This window comes from Streptomyces sp. CB02959 (genome assembly GCF_002803155.1).
Classification (GTDB): domain Bacteria; phylum Actinomycetota; class Actinomycetes; order Streptomycetales; family Streptomycetaceae; genus Streptomyces.
The window spans coordinates 33,234-49,548 of sequence record NZ_NNBP01000001.1 but is presented as its reverse complement, the minus strand read 5'-3'; the positions used below and the strand labels follow the sequence as shown (position 1 = coordinate 49,548).

Here is a 16,315-nt window from a genome sequence, read left to right as displayed (position 1 = left end):
TTTTCGTGGGGGAGTGGCCGCCGCGGCGGCCGGTCGATCACAGCGCGTCGGAGTCGGCGCCCGGGGTACCCGAAGGGGCGGGCGCCGCGGCCCGCTCCACGAGCCCAGGGAAGGCTACGCCGCTGCCCCGCCAGCGGACCGCCCGCACTGCCGCCTCGCGCAGCGCCGCCGCCGCCTCCTTGCGGTGCGCGCCGCCGGCGGCCCGGACGAGGTCCGCGTAGACGGCCGAAACCCGATCCTCCAACTCCGCGGCCAGCCGCACCGCGGCGCCCGCGTCCGGCACCGGGAACGGCAGCGCGTAGCCGGCGGCCGCGGCCTGCGGAGTGCCGCCGAGGTCCCGCACGGCGCGGCTCAGTGCGTCCCGCCGGGACCGATGCGCGTCGTACGCGGCCCGAGCCTCGGTGCGCCGACCGGCCCCGATCCGCCCGCCGACCACGCCGTACCCGTACACCGCGGCGTGCTCCGCCGCCAGCGCGGCCTGAGTCGCCGTCAACTCGTCGCGGTCCCGGCCCCCGTCACGCGGTGCGCCCGTCGTCGTCATACCCCGTTCCTTCTCCTTCTACTGAGGCGCCTCGCCGTTGGCTCCGCGCCGTACGTCATCACCCTGCGCGCCACGGAGCACGGGCTCGGCGGCGTCCGCCTCACCCGGTCTCCGTCAGGAGGTACGCATGGGCCGCTCCCGCCGCCGCGACCGAGGCGAGCAGCCGCGCCAGTTCGGGCGGTGCGGACACCAGGGCCGCCGTACGGGCGTCCGCGAGCGTGCGTTCCGCGTCGGCGAGCGCCGTACGGGCGCCCCGTTCGTCGGCCGGTACGCGGGGCGCACCGGCCCCCCGTGCCGCGCCGGCCGGCGGCGCGGAGGCGGAAGTGGAAGCGGAAGCGGAGGCGCCGGCGGACGGCCGGTCGGAGGCGAACGCCTCGGCGTGGCGGGCGACTTCGGCCCGGAGCGGCCGCAGCGGCGTCCCCAGTGCCGGATGCGCCGCGAGCGTCGCGTCGTACCGCGCGAGCAACGCCGTGCTGTCCCGGGCCGCCCGTGCCCGCAGCCGTTCCGCGGCCGCCGATTGCTCGGGCGCCTCCGCGGCGGGCCGGGCGTGGTCGGCGCACCCGGCGAGCAGCGCCGCACCCCCCAGGGCGGCGCCTGCCAGCAGGGTCGTTCTGCGTGTGAGCGCCACTTTCGGCACGTTGCACTTCCCGGGGTCTTCCGTCGTGATCACCGCAGGCGAGCGTATCCGTGACGACCCACCGAATCGTCAGTACCCCGCCGGAACCGATAGGCTTTGACCCGACACGCGACCTACCCACAACAGCACACGCGGCCGAGGAGTCACCCGGATGAGCACCACCCAGAGCGAGAGGCTGCGCGGACTGCTTGAACCGCTCGTCGCCGCGCGAGACCTGGATCTGGAAGAGATCGAGGTGACCCCGGCCGGCAAGAGTCGGGTGCTGAGGATCGTGGTCGATTCCGACGCGGGCGTCCAATTGGACGAATGCGCCGAGCTGAGCCGCGAGGCGTCCAAGATCCTGGACGACACCGACGCGATGGGCGGCGCCCCGTACACGCTTGAGGTGACCTCGCCCGGCGCCGACCGGCCGCTGACCGAGCCGCGGCACTACCGCCGCGCCGTCGGCCGCCTGATCAAGGCCCGCCTCCACGAGGGCGGCGACCTGGTGGCACGGATCATCGCCATCGACGACACCGGCCTGGACCTGGAGGTTCCGGGGGTCAAGGGGCGCAAGCCGACGGCCCGCCGGGTCGCGTTCGAGGAGATCGCGAAGGCGCGGGTCGAGCTGGAGTTCAACCCCAAGCCGGCCCAGGCCGCCAAGGGCGAAGCGTCGCAGGACGTAACCACAGACGAGCTCGACGAGCACGACGAGAACAAGGAGGAGGCGTAGCCGTGGACATCGACATGAGTGCCCTGCGGGGTCTGGTGCGGGAGAAGGAGATCTCGTTCGACCTGCTGGTCGAGGCGATCGAGTCGGCCCTCCTCATCGCGTACCACCGCACCGAGGGCAGCCGCCGCCGGGCGCGGGTGGAGCTGGACCGCAGCACCGGGCACGTGACGGTGTGGGCGAAGGAGGACCCGGAGGACCTGGAGGAGGGTGCCGAGCCGCGCGAGTTCGACGACACCCCGTCCGGGTTCGGGCGGATCGCGGCGACCACCGCCAAGCAGGTCATCCTGCAGCGGCTGCGGGACGCCGAGGAGGAGATCACGTTCGGCGAGTACGCCGGGCGGGAGGGCGATGTCGTCACCGGCGTCGTCCAGCAGGGCAAGGACCCCAAGAACGTCCTGGTCGACATCGGCAAGCTGGAGGCCATCCTGCCGGTGCAGGAGCAGGTCCCGGGCGAGGAGTACACGCACGGCACCCGCCTGCGGTCGTACGTCGTCCGTGTCGTCAAGGGCGTCCGCGGTCCCTCGGTCACCCTCTCGCGCACCCACCCCAATCTGGTGAAGAAGCTGTTCGCCATGGAGGTGCCGGAGATCGCCGACGGGTCGGTGGAGATCGCCGCCATCGCCCGCGAGGCCGGCCACCGGACGAAGATCGCGGTGCGGTCGACGCGGTCGGGACTGAACGCCAAGGGCGCGTGCATCGGCCCGATGGGCGGCCGGGTGCGGGCCGTGATGGCCGAGCTCAACGGCGAGAAGATCGACATCGTGGACTGGTCGGACGACCCGGCCGAGCTGGTGGCGAACGCGCTGTCCCCGGCCCGGGTCAGCAAGGTCGAGGTCGTGGACCTGTCGGCGCGCTCGGCCCGGGTGACCGTGCCCGACTACCAGCTGTCCCTGGCCATCGGCAAGGAAGGGCAGAACGCCCGGCTCGCGGCGCGGCTCACCGGCTGGCGGATCGACATCCGCCCGGACACCGAGCACGCGCCGGCGCAGGGCTGAGCCACCGGGACGCGGGGCCGCGGCGGACGAAAAAGAGTGGTGCCGCGGCGCCCCGCAGGGAATTCTGAGCAACGGATCGGGCTTTACCCCATCGGGGTGGAGCAGCTGTGGGGAGGTAGACTTAAGCAGTGTCTGGCCGGACGCATGCCCGCGCATGCCCTGAGCGCACTTGTCTGGGTTGCCGGGAGCGAGCGGCCAAGGGCGATTTGCTGCGCATCGTGGCGATCGAGGGCGAGTGCGTCCCCGATCCTCGCGGTACGCTGCCCGGCCGGGGTGCTTACGTGCACCGGACACTGGTCTGCCTCGACCTGGCGGTTCGCCGCCGGGCGTTCCCCCGGGCCTACCGGGGCCGCGGCCCGTTCGAGACGGCGGAGTTGCGCCGGTTCATCGAAGGGGGCGCGCGTTGAGCGGCAGCCATGGCGATAACGCACAGCAAGAAACGCACAGCGCACGGAAAACCGTGCGGTCAGGTACCTCGCGAGTCGGAAGTAGGTCGAGATTGCGATGAGCACTCGATGAGTACGCGATGAGTACGCCCATGAAGTAGCGACGGTCCGGTGGACACCCGGACCTAGAAGGAGCGAAGTGGCTAAGGTCCGGGTTTACGAACTCGCCAAGGAGTTCGGTGTTGAGAGCAAGGTCGTCATGGCCAAGCTCCAAGAACTTGGTGAATTCGTCCGTTCGGCGTCCTCGACGATCGAGGCGCCGGTTGTTCGCAAGCTGACCGACGCTTTCCAGGCGGGCAGCGGCGGTGGCCGTGCCGCCGGCAAGCCCGCGGCGCCGCGCAAGTCGGCCCCCGCGAAGCCGTCCGCGCCCACTCCGGCGCAGGCGGCGCGTCCGGCTGCCCCGAAGCCGGGCGCCCCCAAGCCGGGCCCCGCGGCCCCGGCCGCCCCGGAGGCACCCGTTGCCCCGGCGGCCCCCGCGGCTCCGGTGACCCCCGCGGCTCCGGCCGCCTCCAAGCCCGCCGCAGGCCCCACCCCGGGTCCGCGTCCGGCCCCGGCGCGCCCCGCGGCGCCCAAGCCCGCTCCGGCCGCGCCCGCGCAGCCGGAGTTCCAGGCCCCGCCGTCGCCGGCCGCCGCCGCACCGCAGGGCCCCCGCCCGGGTGCAGCCCCGGGCCCGCGTCCCGGTGGTCGTCCGTCGTCCGGCCAGGGCCAGCAGCGTGGGAACGCTCCGCGTCCCGGTGGGCAGGCCCCGCGTCCCGGCGGCGCCCGTCCGGCCGGTCCGCGTCCGGGCAACAACCCCTTCACCTCCGGTGGCTCCACGGGCATGGCCCGTCCGCAGACCCCGCGTCCCGGTGGTGCCCCGCGTCCCGGCCAGCCCGGTCCGCGCCCGCAGGGTGGCGGCCAGGGCGGTCCCCGGCCGCAGGGCCAGGGCGGTCCCCGTCCGACCCCCGGTGCGATGCCCCGTCCGCAGGGTGCCGCGCCCGGTGGCGCAGGTCCGCGTCCCGGCGGCGGTAACCGCCCGAACCCGGGCATGATGCCGCAGCGTCCGGCTGCCGGCCCGCGTCCGGGCCCCGGCGGCGGCGGCGGTCGTCCGGGCGGCGCCGGTCGCCCGGGTGGCGGCGGCGGTCGTCCCGGTGGCGGCGGCGGCTTCGCCGGTCGTCCCGGTGGCGGCGGCGGTGGCGGTCGTCCGGGTGGCGGCGGCGGTGGCTTCGCCGGTCGTCCCGGTGGCGGCGGTCCCGGTGGCGGTGGCGGTGGCTTCGCCGGTCGTCCCGGCTTCGGCGGTCGTCCCGGTGGTCCCGGTGGCCGTGGTGGCACGCAGGGTGCGTTCGGCCGTCCCGGCGGTCCGGCGCGTCGCGGTCGCAAGTCGAAGCGGCAGCGCCGTCAGGAGTACGAGGCCATGCAGGCCCCGTCGGTCGGCGGCATCATGCTGCCGCGCGGCAACGGTGCGACGGTTCGCCTGTCGCGCGGTGCCTCGCTGACGGACTTCGCGGAGAAGATCAACGCCAACCCGGCGTCGCTGGTCCAGGTCATGCTGAACCTGGGCGAGATGGTCACCGCGACGCAGTCCGTCTCCGACGAGACGCTGCAGCTCCTCGCCGACGAGATGAACTACGTCGTCGAGATCGTCAGCCCGGAGGAGGAGGACCGCGAGCTGCTCGAGTCCTTCGACATCGAGTTCGGCGAGAACGAGGGCGGCGAAGAGCTGCTGGTCTCCCGTCCGCCGGTGGTGACCGTCATGGGTCACGTCGACCACGGTAAGACCCGCCTGCTGGACGCGATCCGCAAGACCAACGTGGTCGCGGGCGAGGCCGGTGGCATCACCCAGCACATCGGTGCCTACCAGGTCGCGACCCAGGTCAACGAGGAAGATCGCCGCATCACCTTCATCGACACCCCGGGTCACGAGGCGTTCACCGCCATGCGTGCCCGTGGTGCCAAGTCGACCGACATCGCGATCCTCGTGGTGGCGGCCAACGACGGTGTCATGCCGCAGACGATCGAGGCCCTGAACCACGCCAAGGCGGCCGACGTGCCGATCGTGGTCGCGGTCAACAAGATCGACGTCGAGGGCGCCGACCCGACCAAGGTGCGCGGTCAGCTGACCGAGTACGGCCTGGTGGCCGAGGAGTACGGCGGCGACACCATGTTCGTCGACATCTCCGCCAAGCAGGGTCTGAACATCGACTCCCTGCTGGAGGCCGTGGTCCTCACCGCGGACGCCGCGCTGGACCTGCGGGCCAACGCCGAGCAGGACGCGCAGGGTATTGCGATCGAGGCCCACCTCGACCGCGGTCGCGGCGCCGTCGCCACCGTCCTCGTCCAGCGCGGTACCCTCCGCGTCGGCGACACGATGGTCGCCGGTGACGCGTACGGCCGTGTCCGTGCGATGTTCGACGACAGGGGCAACAACGTCGAGGAAGCGGGTCCGTCGACCCCCGTCCTGGTCCTGGGTCTCACCAACGTCCCGGGCGCCGGCGACAACTTCCTGGTCGTCGACGAGGACCGCACGGCGCGTCAGATCGCCGAGAAGCGTGCGGCGCGCGAGCGCAACGCCGCGTTCGCCAAGCGCACCCGCCGGGTGTCCCTCGAGGACCTCGACAAGGTGCTCAAGGCGGGCGAGGTCCAGCAGCTCAACCTCATCATCAAGGGCGACGCGTCCGGTTCGGTCGAGGCCCTGGAGTCCTCGCTGCTGCAGCTGGACGTCGGCGAAGAGGTCGACATCCGGGTGCTGCACCGCGGCGTCGGTGCGGTCACCGAGACCGACATCGACCTGGCGACCGGTTCCGACGCGATCGTCATCGGCTTCAACGTCCGCGCCGAAGGCCGTGCCACCCAGCGCGCCGAGCGCGAGGGCGTCGACGTCCGGTACTACTCGGTCATCTACCAGGCGATCGAGGAGATCGAGGCGGCCCTCAAGGGCATGCTCAAGCCGGAGTACGAGGAGGTCGAGCTCGGTACGGCCGAGATCCGCGAGATCTTCCGTTCGTCCAAGCTCGGCAACATCGCCGGTGTGCTCATCCGCTCCGGCGAGGTCAAGCGCAACACGAAGGCGCGCGTCATCCGCGACGGCAAGGTCATCGCGGAGGACCTCACCATCGTGGGCCTGCGTCGCTTCAAGGACGACGTCACCGAGATCCGCGAAGGCTTCGAGGGTGGTATCAACCTCGGGAACTTCAACGACATCAAGATCGACGACGTCATCGCGACGTACGAGATGCGGGAGAAGCCGCGCGGCTGACGCGCGTGTGAGAGCCCGCGCGTAGCGCGGTCCACCGATTGCGGTGGCCGGGCGACGGGTGTGAGGGGCCGGTCGGCGGAAATTTCCGTCGATCGGCCCCGGCCGTTCCGTGTACGGTTCGAATTGGCACGTACGCCCCCGGCCGACGCCGGGAGGTACCCCTAAGGCCCCACGGGTGGCTTGACCCGTCTTGCATGTACGTAGGGACGTTGTCCTTCGACCTGCTTCTCGGCGACGTACGGTCGCTGAAGGAGAAGCGCTCCGTCGTCCGCCCGATCGTCGCCGAGCTGCACCGCAAGTTCGCGGTGAGCGTCGCGGAGGTGGGGGACCAGGACCTGTACCGCAGGGCCCGTATCGGCCTGGCGGTGGTGTCCGGGGACGCCGGACACCTGGCGGATGTCATGGACCGTTGCGAGCGCCTGGTCGCCGCACGGCCCGAAGTAGAGCTGCTGTCCGTACGCCGGCGGCTGCACGGCGACGACGACTGACCCGAGCGACCGGGCAGGTCGTCGCCGGTGGAAGCACAATTGTGAAAGACAAGAAGGAGACGGACCAGTGGCCGACAATGCGCGGGCGAAGAAGCTGGCGGACCTCATCCGGGAGGTGGTCGCCCAGAAGTTGCAGCGCGGCGTCAAGGACCCGCGGCTCGGCACGCACGTGACCATCACCGACACCCGGGTCACCGGCGACCTGCGGGAGGCGACGGTCTTCTACACGGTCTACGGCGACGACGAGGACCGGGCCAGCGCCGCCGCCGGGCTGGAGAGCGCCAAGGGCGTGCTGCGGTCCGCGGTCGGTGCCGCGGCCGGCACCAAGTTCACACCGACGCTGACGTTCGTCGCGGACGCCCTGCCGGAGAACGCCCAGACGATCGAGGACCTGCTCGACCGGGCCCGGGCCTCGGACGCCAAGGTGCGCGAGGTCTCCTCGGGTGCCAAGTACGCCGGTGAAGCGGACCCGTACCGCAAGCCGGGTGCCGACGAGGACGACGAGGACGCAGCGGCAGAATGAAGCGGCAGAGCAACAAGCCGGGCGGCCTGGTCATCGTCGACAAGCCGTCCGGTTTCACTTCGCACGACGTCGTGGCGAAGATGCGCGGGATGGCCCGTACCCGCCGGGTCGGGCATGCCGGCACCCTCGACCCGATGGCGACCGGCGTCCTGGTCCTCGGCCTGGAGCGGGCCACGAAGCTGCTGGGCCACCTCGCGCTGACGGAGAAGGAGTACGTCGGCACGGTGCGGCTCGGGCAGACCACGCTCACCGATGACGCCGAGGGCGAGATCCTGGTGTCCAAGGCGGCGCACGGCATCGCCCGCGAGGACATCGATGCCGGGGTCGCCGAGCTCTCCGGCGCGATCATGCAGGTCCCGTCCAAGGTCAGCGCCATCAAGATCGACGGCAAGCGCTCCTACAAGCGGGTCCGGGACGGCGAGGACGTGGAGATCCCGGCCCGGCCGGTGACCGTCTCCTCGTTCGCGGTGCACTCCGCGCACGAGGCCGAGGCCGAGGACGGCACTCCGGTGACCGACCTGCTGGTCTCGGTGGTCTGCTCCTCCGGTACCTACATCCGCGCCCTCGCCCGTGACCTGGGCGCCGGGCTCGGTGTCGGCGGCCATCTGACGGCGCTGCGGCGCACCCGCGTCGGCCCGTACAAGCTCGACCAGGCGCGGACGCTGGAGCAGCTCCAGGCGGCGGTGGACGACCCCGAGGGCGGCGGCCTGCCGGTCATGCCGCTCGGGGACGCCGCGGCCGCCGCGTTCACCCGCTGGGACGTCACCGAGGCGCAGTCCCGGTTGCTGCTCAACGGCGCGCGGGTCCCGATGCCGCTCTTCGAGGGCGACGGCCCGGTGGCGGCCTTCGGGCCGGACGGGACGTTCCTGGCGCTGGTGGAGAACCAGGGCGGGCGGGCCAAGAGCCTGGCCGTCTTCGCCTAGGGCGTGTCGGACTCCCGGCCCCGCTGTCGACGGCGGGGCCGGAGTCGGCAGCCCGAGGGGGAGGTGGTGGAACGCGGGCCGTGCGGACGGGCGCGGAGCGTTCGGCCCGCGCTCCACCATCCCCCTCGCTGAGTCTCTGTCCCGTGCGCTGCGGTGATTCACCCCTCCGAGCAGGCGCTCGGAGTGAATCACGGCGTGGACGGGGGCGCGTTCGCCGTGCGCCCTGTCGCGAAGATCACTGTCTGTCTACCGTCGTCGCCGATGAGCACGGACGGTAACGGGCGGGGAGGTTCGCGGATGGTGGTGCTGGACGCCGACAGGGAGGCGTGCGGGGAGGTGTTCGGGACGGTCGACGGGGGCGTGTGCGGGGGCGCGCACCCGGGGCCGTACGGAAGTCCCGGTGAGGGTGTGGCCGGTGCGGTCGACGGGGGCGGTGGGGGCGATCAACTTCCGGTGGAATGGCGGGAGTTGGTGTGCGCCGCGACCGGTTCCGGAAGCGGCCTCGGCGGTGCGGCGGCCGGTCGGCTGAGCGGCGTCCTGCTGGGAGTGCCGGACGCCACGCCGTATCTGGGCGTGCTGCGGCTGCTCGCCGACCGGATCACCGAGCGGTCGGTGGCGGCCGGCGGCTTCGCGGACGCCGGGTTGGCGGCGTTCGGACCGGTGTTCTGGCGGTGCCTGGCGCTGGCGGCGGCGGACCGGCTGGAGCTGCTGCGCCGTCTGCTGCCGGCCGACGGGCCGCGGGCGACCGCACCGGGCGGGCCGCCGCCGCGGCCGTTCGCCCCGCCGCCGCGGGTCCGGGTGCACGCCGCCGACGGCGGTACGGGGGGCGCCGCGGCCGACAGGTGGGTGGACGCCCGGCCGTGGGCCGACGGTCCCGGAGGGGCGTGCGAAGGGGCCGCAGAAGCGTTCCGCCCGGGTGCCGCGGGCCTCCGCCCCGGGCGGTTCCTCGACCTCGTGGCGGAGCTGCTCAAGGCCGACCCCGAGCGGATCCAGCCGCTGCTGTGCGGCTGGTTCGACGACACCCGCCCGCTCCTGACGGCACCCGCCGCGCCCCGCGTGATCACCGTCGCGGACGCCGCGCAGGCCCTGCTCCACACCCACCGCGCCCGGGCGCTGGACGCCCTGGTCGAGACGCTGGCCGGCGTCCGGCACCCCCGGGCGGCGGAGCTGCTGGACGCGCTGGCCGAGGACGAGCCGGCGGCGCTGCGGCGGGCCGTGGCGCGCCGGGGGAGCGGTCGCCGGCGGTGGGGCCGGACGCCGGTGCCGGACCCGCAGGGCGCCGGGTCGGCGACCGGCCGGTGGCCGGACGGACCCGCGGGGTGGCCGATGCAACAGCGGCCAGGCGACCCTTCGCGCGAAGCCGAGCTCGCGGCATGGCAGTCTTAGACCTGCGTCATGCCGAAATGGCGCAGTGGACGGACAAGAGTTCGGGCGAGGAGCGGGCAGAGTGCAGCGCTGGCGTGGCTTGGAGGACATCCCCGAGGGTTGGGGACGCAGCGTCGTCACCATCGGCTCGTACGACGGAGTGCACCGCGGCCACCAATTGATCATCGGCCGGGCCGTGGCCCGCGCCCGTGAGCTGGGGATTCCGGCCGTGGTCGTCACCTTCGACCCGCACCCGAGCGAGGTGGTCCGCCCCGGCACCCATCCGCCGCTGCTGGCCCCGCACCACCGGCGGGCCGAGCTGATGGCCGAGCTGGGGGTGGACGCGGTGCTGATCCTCCCGTTCACCAAGGAGTTCTCCCAGCTGGCGCCCGCCGACTTCGTGGTGAAGGTGCTGGTCGACAAGTTGCACGCGCAGGTCGTCGTGGAGGGCCCCAACTTCCGCTTCGGCCACAAGGCCAAGGGCACCGTCGAGAGCCTCGCCGAGCTGGGCCGGACCTACGACTACACGGTGGAGGTCATCGACCTCTTCGAGCGGGGCACCGCGGGCGGCGGCGAGCCGTTCTCGTCCACGCTCGTCCGCCGGCTGGTCGCCGAGGGCGACGTGGCGGGCGCCCGGGAGGTCCTGGGACGCCCGCACCGGGTCGAGGGCGTGGTCGTCCGCGGCGCGCAGCGCGGCCGCGAAATGGGCTTCCCCACCGCCAACGTGGAGACCCTGCCGCACACCGCGATCCCGGCCGACGGGGTCTACGCGGGGCTGCTGCACGTCGAGGGCGAGGCGATGCCGGCGGCGATCTCGGTCGGCACCAACCCGCAGTTCGACGGCAAGCTGCGGACGGTGGAGGCGTACGCCATCGACCGGGTCGGGCTCGACCTGTACGGGCTGCACGTCGCGGTGGACTTCCTCGCGTACATCCGCGGCCAGGAGAAGTTCGCCACGCTCGACGCGCTGCTGGAGCGGATGGCGGTCGACGTGAAGCAGGCCCGCGGGCTGATCGCCGAAGCCGATCCGGCATAACGCGTTCCGCGCCCGCACGCGGCGCACGAAGGGGCGGGGCCCGGCAGCTGACTGCCGGGCCCCGCCCCTTTGCTCATGCCCCGCTCACTGCGGCGGCGGCTGCTGCGTCCAGCCGCCCTGCTCCGGCAACGGCGCGTCCGGAGCGGGCTGTTGCTGCCAGCCGGCGGGCGGCTGGGCGGCGGGCTGCTGCTGCCAGCCGCCCTGCTGCGGCGGATAGCCGGCCGGCGGCTGACCCTGCTGCTGCGGGGCCTGCTGCTGGGCCTGCTGGGCGTACTGCTGCTGCGCGTACGGGTCCTGCTGCTGCGCATACGGGTCCTGCTGCTGGGCGTACGGGTCGCCGCCCATCTGCTGCTGGCCCATCTGCGCCTGCGCGTACATCCCCTGGGCCTGCTGCTGCCGCGCGAAGTCCTCGGCGACCAGGGCGGAGAGGTTGAAGTACGCCTCGCGGGTCTTCGGCCGCATCATGTCGAGGTCGACCTCGGCGCCGGCGGCGAGGTGTTCGTCGAACGGCACCACGACGACGCCGCGGCAGCGGGTCTCGAAGTGCGACACGATGTCCTCGATCTTGATCATCTTGCCGGTCTCGCGGACCCCGGAGATGACCGTGATGCCGCGCTGCACCAGGTCGGCGTAACCGTGCGCGGAGAGCCAGTCCAAGGTGGTGCTGGCGCTGCTGGCACCGTCCACCGACGGGGTGGAGATGATGATCAACTGGTCGGCGAGGTCGAGCACACCGCGCATCGCGCTGTAGAGCAGACCGGTGCCCGAGTCGGTGAGGATGACCGGGTACTGCTTGCCGAGGATGTCGATCGCCCGCCGGTAGTCCTCGTCGTTGAAGGTCGTCGAGACGGCCGGGTCGACGTCGTTGGCGAGGATCTCCAGGCCCGAGGGGGCCTGCGAGGTGAACCGGCGGATGTCCATGTAGCTGTGCAGGTGCGGGATCGCCTGCACCAGGTCACGGATGGTCGCCCCGGTCTCGCGGCGGACCCGTCGACCGAGCGTGCCGGCGTCCGGGTTGGCGTCGATCGCCAGGATCTTGTCCTGCCGCTCGGAGGCCAGGGTGGCGCCCAGCGCGGTGGTCGTCGTGGTCTTGCCGACGCCGCCCTTGAGGCTGATCACCGCGATCCGGTAGCAGGACAGCACCGGGGTGCGGATCAGCTCCAGCTTGCGCTGGCGCTCCTCCAGCTCCTTCTTCGCGCCCAGCTTGAACTTGGACGGCTGGGCGTTGGCACCCGGCTTCCGCTTCTTGGGCTGGTTGCGCAGCAGGCGGTCGGAGGTCAGCTCGACCGCGGCGCTGTAGCCGAGCGGTGCGCCGGGGGTGGCGCGCTGCGGCTGCTGCTGGCCCGGCTGGGAGTACTGGGCGTAGTTGGCCGCCGCGTTGGGGTCGCCGAACTGCTGGCCGGGGAGCGGCTGCTGGCCCGGCTGGGCCTGCTGTTGTGCCTGCTGGGCTTGCTGCTGCGCCTGTTGCTGGGCCTGTTGGGCTTGCTGCGGCTGCTGCTGGGCCTGCTGCGGGTAACCGGGCTGGGCCTGCTGCTGCGGGTAGCCCTGCTGCGGATAGCCGTAAGCGGGCTGCTGCGGCTGGGCGTTGGGCTGCGGCTGGGCCGGCTGCTGCTGCGGCTGCTGACCCTGCTGCTGGACCTGCTGCGGGTAGCCGTAGGCGGGCTGGGGGTAGCCGTAGCCGCCCTGCTGCTGTGCCGGGGCGCCCTGCCGCGGGTAGCCCTGCTGGGGCTGCTGCGGTTGCTGGACCTGCTGCTGCGGGTAGCCCTGCTGAGGCGCCTGGGGTGCCTGCGGCTGGGGGTGCGCCTGAGGCTGCGGCTGGGCCTGCGGCTGCTGCGGCTGCTGAGGAGCGGCCGGCTGCTGCTGACCGGCCTGTGCCATGCGCGGGTCGGCGGGCTGGAACTCCGGCGGCAGCGGCGGGAGTCCGCCCTGTGCCGGGGCGCCCTGCGCGGGCATCCCCTGCTGCTGAACGTCCGCACCGGGCCACGGCGCGCCCGGCTGCGGCGCCCCCTGCTGCGGCGGCATGCCCTGCGGCGCGACGCCCTGCTGCGGCGGCATCCCCTGGACGGGTGCGCCCTGCGGCGGCTGCTGGGCCTGAGGCTGCCCCTGGGCGGGCTGTGCAACGGGCTGAGCGGCCGCTGCGGCGGCTGCCGCGGCCGCGGTGGAGGTCTCCGGCCCGGGAGCCGGCGCAGGCTGTCCCTGGGGCGCCACGGCGGCCTCCACCGGGGCGGGTGCGGCCGTCGGCTGCGGTGTCGCGGCGGCCTGCGGCTCGGGCGCCGCCTCCGCTACCGGCTCCGCGTCGTCCTCCTCGTCGTCCCAGAGGGAGGCCGAGGGGTCCGGACCGTCGCCGGCGCGGACGTTGGCGCCGCCGTCGGCCGCGCCGTCGCTGCCGACAGGAGCTGACGGACCGTCAGGTGCGGCGGCCGGGGCGTCGCCGCCCGCGTCGTGCGGCCGCAGCGTCGGGAATCCGGGAGCCGCGGCCGGACCGGGCTCGCCCTGCTGCGGAACGCCGGGGACGGGTGCGCCCTGGGTCGCCCCGGGCAGCGGCTGACCGGTAGGCGGCGGCGGACCCGTGGTCTGGGCACCGGCGGGCGGCGTCGCAGAGGAGGCCGCGGCGCCCGCGCCGCCACTGGTGTCGTTGCTGCCGTACCAGGCCGGAGCCGCGAAATCGATCTTGAACTCGCCGGTCAGGTCGAACTCGGACTGGTCGTCGTCAGGATCGTTCCCGTCCGGGCGGAAAGCCTCCTGGTCTTTCACTGTGCCTCCTGGTCTACTGCAACGCACCTGAACGGCAGGACCGGATACAGGCGGATCGATCGGATGTAACGGAAGTCGGAGCACGCCACCCGGGGTTGCGCCACCACTGCTATGTCTCCATCCCCGTAATCGACTGCCGTCGTGCACTGCCGACGTGAGGTGTGCTCCTGCGGCTCTCCCCACAGCCTAATCAACAGTCGGCCCATAACGGCAGTCGATGCCATGTCGTCTTCAAGCCCTCGGCACGCCTACGGGCGCACCCCGTGGATGCGCCCGTTGTCCGTGCCCGGCGGCCGGCCGTGCCGCGGGCGCACCCGCGCCCGCGGACAACCGGCCGGTGGGAACGGTCAGTCCATGCGGCGCGGCCCGCCCAGCAGGTTGGTCTCCGCCTCGGTGGGCTGGGTCATCACGAACTGGTGGTCGCCGTCCCGCCGGCACCACAGCATGGCGTTGTCGCTCAGCGTCGGCAGCACCGCACCGACGTTGTCCGGCAGGCGCATGATCCGCGTCACAACCTCCGCCTCCTCGGGCGACAGCCGCTGGAGGCCGACCAGGTCCGCCCGGCCGAGCATCTGCGGCGAGCGCGGCCCGAGGAACGGCAGCACCGTCAACACGGTCTGCCAGGGGCTCGGCGCGAGCTGGTTGCGCGGCGGGCGCGCACCCATGTCGCGGACGACCAGCACGGGGCTGGAAACCGACGGTCCCTGCGGCGCGATCTGGCGCACGTCGAAGACCGAGACGCACTGCTGACCGCCGCCGGCGGCCTGCGCCATCTGGCCCCAGGCCGGCGGCCGGGCGGTCTCCACCGCGACCCGGGCGCCGGTGGCGACCGTGCGCAGCGCCAGCACCTGCGCCATCCACATGCTGCCGACCAGCACGATCTCCATCGGCGCGGGGCGCAGCAGGCTCAGCACGGCCGGCTGGTTCTGCGGGTCGATGCCGATGATGACGCCGTCGTCGCCGACCGGCAGGGTCAGCGCGGCGAGCGCGTCGGCCGTCAGGACGTGCGGGTTGCGCCGCGGGCCGCGCAGTCCGAAACCGGGCCGCGGCTTCGGCCCCGTCGGCCCGGACTGCTCCTCGTCCGGACGCGGCTGGTGCGAGAGCCGGCCACCGGAGATGCCCTGGTTCGTCGGGGTGCGCCAGCCGTCGCTGCTGACGTTGACGCGGGGCTGATACGTGGGAGTGCCCATCAGCGGGTACCTCCGAGGGGAAGCGTGGCCAGCAGGCCGGGCAGCTGCTCGCGGTCGAGTCGGACCAGTCCGACCTTGGCGGAGCCGGAACGGCGCTCCAACTCGGTCTGCGCGGCGTCGAGTTCGTTGTCGCTACGGGTCGACAGTCGGATGTAGCCGGAAATGGCCGGCATGCGGCCGCCGCCGTGCGTCGCGGTCAGCGCGAAGGTGCTGGCCATCGCCCGGGTGCTGGTCAGCAGCTGGGTGATGGCGGCCAACGGGGCGCCACCGCGGCCGAGTTGGGGCCACCGGCCGATCCAGTACGTGGTGTGCCAGCGGTCGTCGCAGCGCATCGCCCGGGTGGTCTCCTGGATGCGGCGGGCAGCCCGGCCGTCCCGGCCCATCGCGCCGCTCGCGGCCCGCGGGCTGACGCACACCGCGGTGCCGACCGCGGCCACCACCTCGCGCTCGTCGAGGACCTTGGCGCGCACACCGTGCGAGGTGAGGCGGCTGACGAGCTGGTCGGCGGCGCGCAGCAGGGAGCGCTGGGCGCCGTCCATGCCGCCGCCGCGGGCCTCGATCGCCTCCGCGCACAGCTCCGGGTCGAGCTTCAGCGCGATCCAGGTCAGCTGCACCGCGGGGGTCTGCGACTGGGCCTGGAGCGGCGCGTAGGAGCGGGCCGCGACGGCCTGCTCGGGCAGGTGCGGCGCCGGGGCGGGCTGGGTGTACTGGACGAACTGCACGGACTCCAGGTGGATGTCCTCGATGTCCAGAGCGGTGTGCAGCAGCTCCAGCGGGACCATGTGGCTGCCGCGCTGCGGCCGCAGCGGTTCGTCGCGTGCGTCCACCTGGACGATCGCGGTCAGGAACGTGCCGTCGCCGACGAAGCCGATGGTGCGCTGCTCGGCGTCGGTGTACTCGTAGGTGCGCAGCGCCGGGTCGCACTCCACCACCGGGGCGAAGGCGGGGTCGACGCCCTGGGTGGCGGTGAGGTTGTCGTTGGCGGTCTTGCCGCGGCGGTTCATCGCGCGCACGGTGATGATCCACTCGGGGAGCGGGATCTTCCGGCGCCGGCCGAGCGCGAAGATGACCAGGACGACCGCCACCACCACGGCCACGGTCAGCGCCACCGGGTGATGCATCGACAGGCCCACCAGGACCAGCGCCGCGGCGAGTTCGATGATGGCCAGCTGTTGGACCCGGACGCCGCCGATGGTCCCGGCCTGTTGGCGCAGTCGGGGCGACACCGGTCCGGCCGCGCCCCGGCCGCCGTTTCCTCTGTCGCCCGCAGCTGTGCCGTTCTGCCCCCCATTTCCCGCGGATTGCGGTGCAGCGGAAGGCTGTTGCTGCTGTTGCCGCCCATTGCGGCGTCGAGCCCTGGTGGCGCTGGACATCCCCCGGCCTGCTCCTCTACTGGTGGTGGTGCCTGTAGGCGTATCGGCCGCCGTTACGACTGGTGCGTTGGAAGGTGGCACCCGTACCGTACGGCTC

Annotated in this window: 14 protein-coding genes; 9 read left to right on the top strand and 5 right to left on the bottom strand. The window is 73.2% G+C overall.

The genetic code is table 11. From position 1 onward, the window contains the following. Window positions 1-37: 37 nt before the first annotated feature. Both CG747_RS00205 and CG747_RS00200 read right to left on the bottom strand, forming a co-directional pair. Window positions 38-541, bottom strand: a complete 504-nt coding sequence (locus CG747_RS00205; protein WP_100599523.1) for a ferritin-like domain-containing protein — start codon at window positions 539-541, stop codon at window positions 38-40. Window positions 542-641: 100 nt separating this feature from the next. Beyond that, window positions 642-1,169, bottom strand: a complete 528-nt coding sequence (locus CG747_RS00200; protein WP_100600035.1) for a hypothetical protein — start codon at window positions 1,167-1,169, stop codon at window positions 642-644. 160 nt (window positions 1,170-1,329) lie between these two features. Between CG747_RS00200 and rimP the strand changes: the two genes are divergently transcribed. The 9 genes from rimP (at window position 1,330) to CG747_RS00155 (ending at window position 10,901) form a co-directional block, all read left to right on the top strand. Then, window positions 1,330-1,890, top strand: a complete 561-nt coding sequence (rimP, locus tag CG747_RS00195) for a ribosome maturation factor RimP (RefSeq protein WP_100599522.1) — start codon at window positions 1,330-1,332, stop codon at window positions 1,888-1,890. A 2-nt stretch (window positions 1,891-1,892) separates the two neighbouring features. Continuing rightward, window positions 1,893-2,885, top strand: coding sequence for a transcription termination factor NusA (gene nusA, locus CG747_RS00190; protein ID WP_100599521.1), 993 nt, complete (start codon window positions 1,893-1,895; stop codon window positions 2,883-2,885). Between the two features lie 128 nt (window positions 2,886-3,013). Continuing rightward, complete coding sequence (locus CG747_RS00185; RefSeq protein WP_100599520.1) at window positions 3,014-3,292, top strand: YlxR family protein; 279 nt, start codon at window positions 3,014-3,016, stop codon at window positions 3,290-3,292. Window positions 3,293-3,470: 178 nt separating this feature from the next. Continuing rightward, window positions 3,471-6,566, top strand: coding sequence for a translation initiation factor IF-2 (gene infB, locus CG747_RS00180; RefSeq protein WP_100599519.1), 3,096 nt, complete (start codon window positions 3,471-3,473; stop codon window positions 6,564-6,566). 194 nt (window positions 6,567-6,760) lie between these two features. Next, on the top strand, window positions 6,761-7,054 hold the full coding sequence (locus tag CG747_RS00175; protein ID WP_100599518.1) for a DUF503 domain-containing protein: 294 nt from the start codon (window positions 6,761-6,763) through the stop codon (window positions 7,052-7,054). 67 nt (window positions 7,055-7,121) lie between these two features. Next, the gene (rbfA, locus tag CG747_RS00170; RefSeq protein ID WP_067346533.1) at window positions 7,122-7,577 is read left to right on the top strand and encodes a 30S ribosome-binding factor RbfA; all 456 of its coding nucleotides are present in this window, start codon (window positions 7,122-7,124) and stop codon (window positions 7,575-7,577) included. Further along, complete coding sequence (truB, locus tag CG747_RS00165) at window positions 7,574-8,500, top strand: tRNA pseudouridine(55) synthase TruB (RefSeq protein ID WP_100599517.1); 927 nt, start codon at window positions 7,574-7,576, stop codon at window positions 8,498-8,500. The genes rbfA and truB overlap by 4 nt, the downstream gene beginning before the upstream one ends. Window positions 8,501-8,761: 261 nt before the next feature. Beyond that, complete coding sequence (locus CG747_RS50880; RefSeq protein ID WP_146022031.1) at window positions 8,762-9,886, top strand: hypothetical protein; 1,125 nt, start codon at window positions 8,762-8,764, stop codon at window positions 9,884-9,886. A 61-nt stretch (window positions 9,887-9,947) separates the two neighbouring features. Beyond that, entirely contained in the window at window positions 9,948-10,901 is a 954-nt protein-coding gene (locus CG747_RS00155) for a bifunctional riboflavin kinase/FAD synthetase (protein ID WP_100599515.1), read from the top strand. A gap of 84 nt (window positions 10,902-10,985) precedes the next feature. Here CG747_RS00155 and CG747_RS00150 read toward each other — a convergent pair whose 3' ends face one another. From CG747_RS00150 to eccE, 3 genes are all read right to left on the bottom strand, one after another. Further along, the gene (locus tag CG747_RS00150) at window positions 10,986-13,655 is read right to left on the bottom strand and encodes an SCO5717 family growth-regulating ATPase (RefSeq protein WP_100599514.1); all 2,670 of its coding nucleotides are present in this window, start codon (window positions 13,653-13,655) and stop codon (window positions 10,986-10,988) included. Window positions 13,656-14,002: 347 nt separating this feature from the next. Then, entirely contained in the window at window positions 14,003-14,845 is an 843-nt protein-coding gene (locus CG747_RS00145) for a hypothetical protein (RefSeq protein ID WP_100599513.1), read from the bottom strand. Then, window positions 14,845-16,071 (bottom strand): type VII secretion protein EccE, encoded by a 1,227-nt coding sequence (eccE, locus tag CG747_RS00140; protein WP_100599512.1) that lies wholly within the window; start codon window positions 16,069-16,071, stop codon window positions 14,845-14,847. The genes CG747_RS00145 and eccE overlap by 1 nt, the downstream gene beginning before the upstream one ends. Window positions 16,072-16,315: the final 244 nt, after the last annotated feature.